General features: G+C 54.7%; 1 protein-coding gene. It reads left to right on the top strand.

Features of this window, described 5'->3' with window-relative positions; all coding sequences use genetic code 11:
- On the top strand, positions 1-258 hold a 258-nt coding region (locus ACRHOC_RS14905; RefSeq protein WP_431159417.1), incomplete at both ends, for a recombinase family protein.

Below are 258 nucleotides of genomic sequence, written 5' to 3'. Positions count from 1 at the left end.
ACAGCAAGGGAGTCGCCTTTTGCTCGATTCAGGAGGGGTTTGATACGTCGACACCGGTTGGCAAGCTGTTTTTCCATGTCTGCGGGGCGTTTGCCGAGTTTGAGCGCAACCTGAACCGTGAAAGAACGTCAGCCGGACGTAAAGCAGCACGGGCCAGAGGCAGAAAGGGTGGTCGGAAGCATGTTTTGACGCCTCAGCAGGCCAAGCGTATCGCCCTGAAAGTAGAGTCTGACGAAAATGTGCAGATTACGGACATCT

It is taken from the genome of Winogradskyella poriferorum (genome assembly GCF_050618035.1).
GTDB classification, from domain to species: Bacteria; Bacteroidota; Bacteroidia; order Flavobacteriales; family Flavobacteriaceae; genus Winogradskyella; species Winogradskyella poriferorum_A.
Note: the sequence above shows the minus strand (reverse complement) of the source record. Positions and strands in the feature narration are given on the sequence as shown.